9 protein-coding genes and 1 pseudogene are annotated in these 8043 nt (G+C 71.1%); all 10 read left to right on the forward strand.

Going from position 1 to position 8043, the window contains the following annotated elements; translation table 11 throughout:
* Positions 1–3 precede the first annotated feature (3 nt).
* Positions 4–531: an alpha-ketoglutarate-dependent dioxygenase AlkB gene (locus BMG07_RS13625; RefSeq protein ID WP_198085024.1), complete on the forward strand. Its 528-nt coding sequence runs from the start codon at positions 4–6 to the stop codon at positions 529–531.
* Positions 528–1445, forward strand: a complete 918-nt coding sequence (locus BMG07_RS13630; RefSeq protein WP_198085025.1) for an ADP-ribosylglycohydrolase family protein — start codon at positions 528–530, stop codon at positions 1443–1445. The genes BMG07_RS13625 and BMG07_RS13630 overlap by 4 nt, the downstream gene beginning before the upstream one ends.
* 34 nt (positions 1446–1479) lie before the next feature.
* Positions 1480–2133, forward strand: a complete 654-nt coding sequence (locus BMG07_RS13635) for a nucleoside/nucleotide kinase family protein (RefSeq protein WP_198085026.1) — start codon at positions 1480–1482, stop codon at positions 2131–2133.
* A 99-nt stretch (positions 2134–2232) separates the two neighbouring features.
* Positions 2233–2925 (forward strand): DUF2242 domain-containing protein, encoded by a 693-nt coding sequence (locus tag BMG07_RS13640; RefSeq protein WP_198085027.1) that lies wholly within the window; start codon positions 2233–2235, stop codon positions 2923–2925.
* Between the two features lie 46 nt (positions 2926–2971).
* Positions 2972–3442: a MarR family winged helix-turn-helix transcriptional regulator gene (locus tag BMG07_RS13645; RefSeq protein WP_198085028.1), complete on the forward strand. Its 471-nt coding sequence runs from the start codon at positions 2972–2974 to the stop codon at positions 3440–3442.
* The gene (locus BMG07_RS42040; RefSeq protein ID WP_269758930.1) at positions 3439–5058 is read left to right on the forward strand and encodes an FUSC family protein; all 1620 of its coding nucleotides are present in this window, start codon (positions 3439–3441) and stop codon (positions 5056–5058) included. Before BMG07_RS13645 ends, BMG07_RS42040 begins: the two co-directional genes overlap by 4 nt.
* A gap of 6 nt (positions 5059–5064) precedes the next feature.
* The gene (locus tag BMG07_RS13660; protein WP_198085029.1) at positions 5065–5802 is read left to right on the forward strand and encodes an RDD family protein; all 738 of its coding nucleotides are present in this window, start codon (positions 5065–5067) and stop codon (positions 5800–5802) included.
* Positions 5799–6800: a stage II sporulation protein M gene (locus tag BMG07_RS13665; protein ID WP_198085030.1), complete on the forward strand. Its 1002-nt coding sequence runs from the start codon at positions 5799–5801 to the stop codon at positions 6798–6800. Before BMG07_RS13660 ends, BMG07_RS13665 begins: the two co-directional genes overlap by 4 nt.
* Positions 6790–7521, forward strand: coding sequence for a hypothetical protein (locus BMG07_RS13670; RefSeq protein ID WP_198085031.1), 732 nt, complete (start codon positions 6790–6792; stop codon positions 7519–7521). The genes BMG07_RS13665 and BMG07_RS13670 overlap by 11 nt, the downstream gene beginning before the upstream one ends.
* A gap of 21 nt (positions 7522–7542) precedes the next feature.
* A pseudogene (locus BMG07_RS13675) lies at positions 7543–8043 on the forward strand (DUF4129 domain-containing protein); the annotation flags it as partial.

Here is an 8043-nt window from a genome sequence, read left to right on the forward strand (position 1 = left end):
GCCATGCGCAACAGGCCGCCCATCCGTCTCGATCCCGCGTTCGTCGCGTCGCCCGATGCCCTTCTCGAATGGCTCCGGTCCACGGTGACGTGGGACGAGCGCATGCGCGCACGCCAGACCGCCAGCTTCGGCGTGCCCTACGACTACTCGCAGATCGCCTACGAGACCGCGCCGATGCCCGCCGAACTCGACATGCTGTGCGACAGGCTCGAAACCGAACTCGGCTTTCGTCCGAACAACTGCCTGCTCAACCGCTATGCCGACGGCGCGTCGTCGATGGGGTTTCATTCGGACGAGGTCGATGCGCTCGCGCCCGGCACGGGCGTGGCCATCGTGTCCGTCGGCGCCACGCGTTCGATTGCCTACCGCAGCAAGGCCGATAGCAGCGTGCGCTTCGACTATGCGCTGCCTCACGGTTCACTGCTCTACATGTCCGGCGCTGTCCAGCAGGACTGGCTGCACGCCATTCCCAAGGCCGAAGGCGCGGGGGAGCGCATCAGCCTGACGTTCCGTGAGATCCTGAAGAAATGACGTCGGCGCGGCTTCAGCGTGCGCTGGTGGCGCTCGACGGTCTTTCCATCGGCGATGCGTTCGGCCAATGCTTCTTCCAAGCGGAGAACGCCAGCGAAGAGCGGCTGACCGAGCGGCGACTGCCGTCCGCGCCCTGGCTCTTTACCGACGACACGGAGATGTCCCTGTCGGTGGTGAGCATCCTGGCCGGGCATGGCGCCGTGGCGCAGGCCGAACTTGCGCGCAGCCTGGCCGAGCGCTACGACTACGAGCGCGCCTACGGTCCCTCGATGCATCGCGTGCTTGCCCGCATCCGCGAAGGCGAGGACTGGCAGCGGGTGACGAACGATGCGTTCGAGGGGCAGGGCTCTTATGGCAATGGCGCCGCCATGCGCGCGGCGCCTTTGGGGGCATTCTTTTCGGACGACCTGTCCGTGGTGTCCGAGCAGGCGGCGTTGTCCGCGCAGGTCACGCACGCCCATCCCGAAGGCATCGCGGGCGCGGTGGCGGTCGCGCTGGCGGCGGCAGAGGCCTGCCGCTGCCGGGCGGCCGGATACCGCCCGTCGCACGAGGAATTCCTGGGCCGCATCATCGAGGGGCTTGCGCAGAGCGAGGTGCGCTCCAAGCTGGTTCGTGCCCATTCGATGGGGCAGGTCGCTTCGCTCGACTTTCCCGTGTCGGTGCTGGGCAATGGCATGCGCATGTCGGCGCAGGACACCGTGCCCTTGGCGCTGTGGTGTTGCGGGCAGTCGCTCGAAAACTACCCGCAGGCCCTGTGGCTGACGGTCAGTGCCGGCGGAGACCGCGACACTCTGTGCGCCATCGTCGGCGGGGTGGTGGCCTCTTTCGTCGGTGTCGACGGGATTCCTCCGGAGTGGCGGCATCGCCGCGAAACCTTGCCTCGATGGCATCTCTCCCAGCCTTCTGTCTCTTGATGTTTTTTGACCTGGACGGCGCTACGCTCGGCACATGACCACCCACCCACCGCAAACACTTTCTTCCCTCCCGCCCGACAGCGCCGCCCGCCTGCAGGCCCTCATGGCCAGCGGGCAGCGCAAGCTGCTGGGCCTGGTCGGCGCGCCCGGCGCGGGCAAGTCCACATTGGCCGCGGCACTGCTGCGGGCCGTGGGCGCCGAGCGCGCCCAGGTCGTGCCGATGGACGGCTTCCACCTTGCCAATGTCGAGCTGCAACGCCTGGGCCGCGCCGATCGCAAGGGCGCGCCCGACACCTTCGACAGCGCCGGCTACGTGGCGCTGCTGCAGCGCCTGCGCGCGCAACGGCCTGATGGCGACATCGTCTACGCCCCCGAATTCCGCCGCGAGATCGAGGAGCCCGTGGCCGGCGCCATCGCGGTGCTGCCGTCGACGCAGCTCGTCATCACCGAAGGCAACTACCTGCTGCACGACGTGGGTCCGTGGGCCGGCGCGGCGGCGATGCTCGACGAGGTCTGGTACGTGGACATCGACGACGCGCTGCGCGAAGAGCGCCTGGTGCGGCGCCACCAGCAGTTCGGCCGCAGCGTCGAGGAGGCGCGCGCCTGGGTGGCCAGCACCGACGCGCCCAACGCCCGGCTGATCTCGGCGACGCGGGTGCGCGCGCAGCACGTGCTGCCCTGGGGCTGAGCGGCACAAGAAAAAACTTTCGCGGCGGGCAGGGAACGCCGGCGCGCGGGGGCGCTCGAAGCCTTGCCGGCACAGGCGCCGGTTAGCATTCGCCGCTCCATGCCGTCCATGCACCCCACTCACTTCTTTCGTTCCGTTCGCGCGCCGGCCCTTGTGCTGGGGCTGCTGTCCGCCCTCGTGCTCGCCGGTTGCGGCAGCACGGGCTCGCGCAGCGTCAACTACGAGCCCGAGGCGTTCGGCTCGACCACCACCCACACCCGCGACTACGAGGCCACCGAGGCCGAGACCTGCGAGGCGGCGCGCCGCGCGCTGCTGAGCCAGGGCTACATGATCACGGCGGCCAACGCCGACCTCGTGACCGGGCGCAAGAGCTTCCAGCCGGCCGCCGAGGTGCACGTCGAGGTCGAGTTCCGCGTGGTCTGCGCGCGCGAAAGCACCCGGGGCGGCGCCAAGGCCAGCAGGAGCACGGTGGCCTTCGCGACCGCGCTGCAGGACCGCTACGGCATCAAGAAGGTCAACAACTCGGCCAGCCTGGGCGTGGGCGCGATCGGTTCGCTGTCGCTGCCGTTCTCGGGCAGCGACGACGCGATGGTGAAGGTCGCAAGCGAAACGCTGACCGACGAGCGCTTCTACGACCGCTTCTTCTCGCTGCTCGACCGCTTCCTCGAGGGCCCCGAAGGCTCGGACGGCGAGGCCGAGGCCCCGGCCGAGAAACCGGCCGCTGAAAAACCGCCCGCCGCCGCCGGGCCCGCCATCACCTACCCCGTGAACTCGTCGCCGAACCGCGGCTGACGACGCTCAGCGCGTCAAATACAAAGACGCGTCTTACAATCCGGGCATGGCTTCGACCTCCCCGGATCCGGCGCAATGCGCCTCGCGTCTTCGCACCTCGGTGTCGCTGCTGTCGCGCCAGTTGCGCAGCGGCAGCGCCACGCCCGACGGCCCCAGCGTGGCCAAGCTCAGCGTGCTGGGCCAGCTGCACCGCCACGGGCCCAACACGCCGACCGCGCTGGCGGCGCTGGAGCGCGTCAAGCCGCAATCGCTGACGCGGCTGCTGGCCGAGCTCGAAGCCGAAGGCTGGATCGCGCGTGCGCCGCATGCCAGCGACGGGCGCCAGTCGGTGCTGTCGCTCACGTCCGAGGGCACGAAGCGGCTGAAGGCGATCATGCGGTCGCGTGAGGCCGTGCTGGCCGAAGCCATCGGCGCCACGCTGGACGCCGGGCAGCGGGCCGTGCTGCTGCAGGCCTGCGAGCTGATCGACGGCCTGGCCGCCGCGCTCGATGTCGATGCCGCCGGGGCGAAGCCATGAACGCGGCGCCCGCGTTGCAACACATCACGGGCCTCTGGCGCCATGGCCGCTGGCGGCCCGGCGTGCAACTGGCCGCGGCGGTGGCGCTGGCATGGGGCGTGTCCGTCGCGCTGCATCTGCCCGAGAGTTTCTGGTCGGTGATGAGCGTGCTGATCGTCATGCGGCCCAGCGCCGGCTCCACGCTCGACGCCGGATGGGACCGCGTGCGCGGCACCGCCGTCGGCGCGGTGTGCGGCCTGGCGGGCGTGTACCTGCAGCACCATGGCGCGCCCGTGCTGGCGACCACATTGGGCGTCGTCATGCTGCTGGCCTTTGCCGGCGCGGCCGTGCCGGGCCTGCGCAGCGCGCCGGTGGCGGCGCTGATCATCCTGTCGGCCGGCGGCATTGCGGGCCACTCCGCGTTGCAGGTGGCGCTGCTGCGCATGATGCAGATCAGCATCGGCGTGGGGGTGGCGCTGGCGGTCTCTACAGTCATGTCCGAGTACCACGCGGGCGAGCGCTTCGACACCGGCTGCGCCGCGCTGCTGCACGGCATTGCCCGGCGCATGGCGGGCAAGCAGCGGCCCACCGAAGCCGAGGCCGCGCGCATCCACGCGGGCACGCGCGCGGCGCTCGGGCGGCTGGCGGTGCTGGCCGGCAGCGCCGACCTCGAGGCGCGCTGGTGGCGCCGTGGCGCGGCCGCCGGTACCGCGCGCACCTACCGCAACAGGGCCGGTCTCGCGGCGCGCATCTTCCAGGACGCGGTCGTGCTGGACCGCGTGTGCCGGCAGGCCGACGGCGCGGCGCCGGAGTCTTTCAGGCACGAGGCGGCGCAGGCGGTCGCCGCGGCCGCCGCAGCCGTTGTCGGCGTGGCCGATGCGCTCGCAGGCAAGGGCGGCCCCGCGCCGGCCCCCATCGACTTCAGCGAGCTCGAGCGCTGCGCGCGCGCATCGCAAGCCGTGCCCTCGAATGCGCTGCTGGCCGCGCCGCTGAACCTGCTGCTCGACGACCTGCGGCGCTGCGGCGCAGCCTCGATCTCCTCCCGTCGGACGTCGCCTGATCGACAAGGCCACCCACTAGAATCTTCCGAAAATCAATCGTTTCGGAGAGGGACGGGCATGGAAGAACAGTCGCAGGACGCGCGCTACGCGCCGCCGCAGTCCCATGTGGAAGACGTGCGGCGGCCCGGCCAGGCGCTGCCCGGGGAACTCGCCTCGCGCGGCAAGCGCTTCCTGGCCGCCATGCTCGACGGCGCCATTGCCCTCGGCTCGCTGTGGCTGCTGTCGAAGTTCACCTCGATGAATGTCTGGGAGGACGACGGGCTCGGCCTCTGGACCCCCCGCTTCTCCGACGCCGCCACCGGCATCGTGCTCTACCTCGTGCTGCACGGCTACCTGCTGGTCACGCGCGGCCAGACCATCGGCAAGGCGCTGTGCGGGATCCGCATCGCGCGGCCCGACGGATCGCTCGCGCCCATCGGCCGCATCCTCGGCCTGCGCGACGGCCCGTTGTTCGTGATGAGCATCTGGCCGCTGCTCGGCCCGGCCTACTGGGTCATCGACTGCCTCTTCATCTTCCGTGCATCGCGCCGCTGCCTGCACGACCAGATCGCCGATACCGTCGTGTTGCAGGCCTGAGCGCCCGTGCGCCTCGACACGCTCTACACCGCCGAGACCCCGGAGGGCATCGCGCTGTCGCTGCGTCCGGCCGGCCTGATGGCGCGCGGGCTGGCCTACCTGATCGACTTCGCGATCCGGCTGGGCATCTTCATCGGCGTGGCGATCGTCGTCGGCATGCTGGGCAAGATGGGCGTTGGCGTCATGCTGCTGAGCTACTTCTTCCTCGAGTGGTTCTACCCCGTGGTCTTCGAGCTCACGCGCGCGGCGGCCACGCCCGGCAAACGCATGATGGGCCTGCGCGTGGTGATGGACTCGGGCCTGCCCGTGACGCCCGCCGCCGCGCTGACCCGCAACCTGCTGCGCGCGGCCGATTTCGTGCCGTCGTTCTACGGCGCGGGCATCGTGTCGATGCTGTGGCGGCGCGACAGCAAGCGGCTGGGCGACCTGGCCGCCGGCACGCTGGTGGTGTTCAGCAGCCAGGTGAGCCTGCACGGCGACGTGCCCCCGGCCGAGCCGCGGGCGCCCGCGCGGCCGCTGTCGCCGCGCGAGCAGATGGCCATCGTCTCGTGGGCTGGCCGCGCGACGCGCCTCACGCCTGAGCGCTTCGACGAACTCGCGCGCATCGCGGAGCCCGTGCTGGGCCCCGACGCTTCGGGCGTGTCGTCGGATGCATCGGCGTCGCAGCGGCTGCTCGGCGTCGCGCAGTGGGTGCTGGGCCGCCGTGGCGCCAGCGCGCCCACCCAGGGAGGCACCACCCGATGACGCCGCTCGACTTCGAAGCCGCCTACGCGCCGCTGTGGAGCGAGCTCGAAGCCGTGATCCGCGTGGCCGAAACCAAGCGCAAGTTCGACGGTGCGCGGCTTTCCACGCTGTACCGCCGCGTGTGCGAGCACCTGGCGCTGGCCCAGGCGCGCGCCTACCCGATCCACCTCACGCAGCGGCTCGAAACCCTGACGCAGAGCGCGCACCGACTGATCTACCGGCAGCACGACTACGGCCTGGCGCGCTTCGCGCGGCTGGCGCTGGTCGACTTTCCCGAGGCGGTGCGGGCGCACCGCGTGTTCCTGTGGGTGTCGGCGCTCATGTTCACGCTGCCGCTGCTCGCGGCGGGCTGGGCCGCATACCGCGACCCGGGCTTCATCCTGCACCTGCTGGACGCCGACAACGTGCAGCAGTTCGATTCGATGTACAGCGACAGCGCCGAGGCCTTCGGCCGCACGCGCGGCGCCGACGACGACTGGCAGATGTTCGGCTTCTACGTGATGCACAACATCGGCATCGGCTTTCGCTGCTTCGCGGCCGGCATCTTCGCGGGCGTGGGCAGCGCCGCGGTGGTGGTGTTCAACGGCGTGCAGATCGGCGCGGTCGGCGGCTACCTGATCGGCGCGGGGCACAGCGAGAACTTCCTGTCCTTCGTCGTCACGCATGCGGCCTTCGAGCTCACGGCCATCGTGCTGGCCGGTGCGGCGGGGCTGCGGCTGGGCTACGCGTGGATCGCCCCGGGGCGGCACACGCGGCTCGAGGCCCTGCGGCTGGCCGCGCGGCATGCGGTGGTGATCGTCTACGGCGTCATCGGCCTGCTGCTGATCGCCGCCGCGATCGAGGCCTTCTGGTCGTCGGCGCGCTGGATTGCGCCGGCCGTGAAGTACGGCGTGGGCGGCGCCTGCTGGGTGCTGGTGCTGGCCTACCTCGGGTGGCAGGGCCGACCGCGCGCCGCCGTGGCTGCTGCAGCAATGAAGGAGGGCGACCGTGCAGGTTGACGGCCTGGCCATCGCGCTGCGACCCCGGCCCATGGCCGAGGCCGCCGACCTGGGCGCGCAGCTGGTGCGCAGCCATGCGCGCTCGGTGTGGCGCACCTTCCTGCCGGTGTATGTGGTGACGGTGCTGCTGGCGTTCTGCACGGTCGAGATCGCCGGCTGGCTGCCGAGCCTGCTGATCTTCTGCCTCAAGCCCTGGCTCGACCGCAGCCTGCTATTCGTGCATTCGCGCGCCGTGTTCGGCCAGGAGACGCGCTGGGCCGACCTGTGGCACAACCGCCGCGCCGTGTGGGGCGGGCAACTGCTGCGCACGCTGCTGTGGCGGCGGCTGTCGCCCTGGCGTTCGTTCACCCAGGCGATCGAGCAACTCGAAGGCCAGCGCGGCAGCGCCCGGCGCAAGCGGCGCAACCAACTGCTGAGCGGACGGCGCGGCGCGGCCACGGGCATGCAGCTGGTGTACGCCAACGTGGAGATGGCGCTGGACATCTGCCTGCTGTCGCTGCTGTTCTGGTTCGCGCCCGAAGGCAGCGCCCGCGAGCTGTTCGGCTGGATCACGCAGTCGGAGTCTGCACTGCAGAGCCTGCTGGCCGCGGGGGCCTATGCGCTCGTGGTCGGCGTGCTGGAGCCGTTCTACGTGGCGGCCGGTTTTGCGATGTACCTCAACCGCCGGGTGGAGCTGGAAGCCTGGGACATCGAACAGGAGTTCCGCCGTGGGTTCAAGTGACACCGGCGCGAACCGGCCGGCATGGCGCGATGGGCGCGGGGCCTGTTGCTGGCCGTGCTGGCCGTGTCGTGCGCTGGAGTGCCGCTGGCCGCCGCCGCGCAGGAGCCCCCGACGCGCGAACAGGTGAAGGCCGCCGTCGACAAGGTGCGCGCCGATCCGAACATGCCCGGCTTCAAGACCGAGAAGAAGCTGCGCTTCAAGGCGCGCGACGAAGAAGACGAAGAGCCCGACAAGAAGACCGACAGCCTCGACTGGCTGCGCGACTTCGTGAAGGTCGTGGCCGAAGGCGCGCGCTGGCTCATCTGGGGGCTGGGCGCGCTGGCGCTGGCCTGGCTGGTGATTCGCCTGCGCCGCTGGATGCAGGTGCGTGCCGGCGGCGCGCGGCCCGGCAAGGCGCCGCTGCCCAGCCATGTCGGCAGCCTCGACATCCGCCCCGAGAGCCTGCCCGACGACATCGGCAACGCCGCCGCCGCGCTCTGGCAGCGCGGCCGCCACCGGCCCGCGCTGTCGCTGCTGTATCGC

This window comes from Variovorax sp. E3 (genome assembly GCF_016082275.1).
Taxonomy (GTDB): domain Bacteria; phylum Pseudomonadota; class Gammaproteobacteria; order Burkholderiales; family Burkholderiaceae_C; genus Variovorax.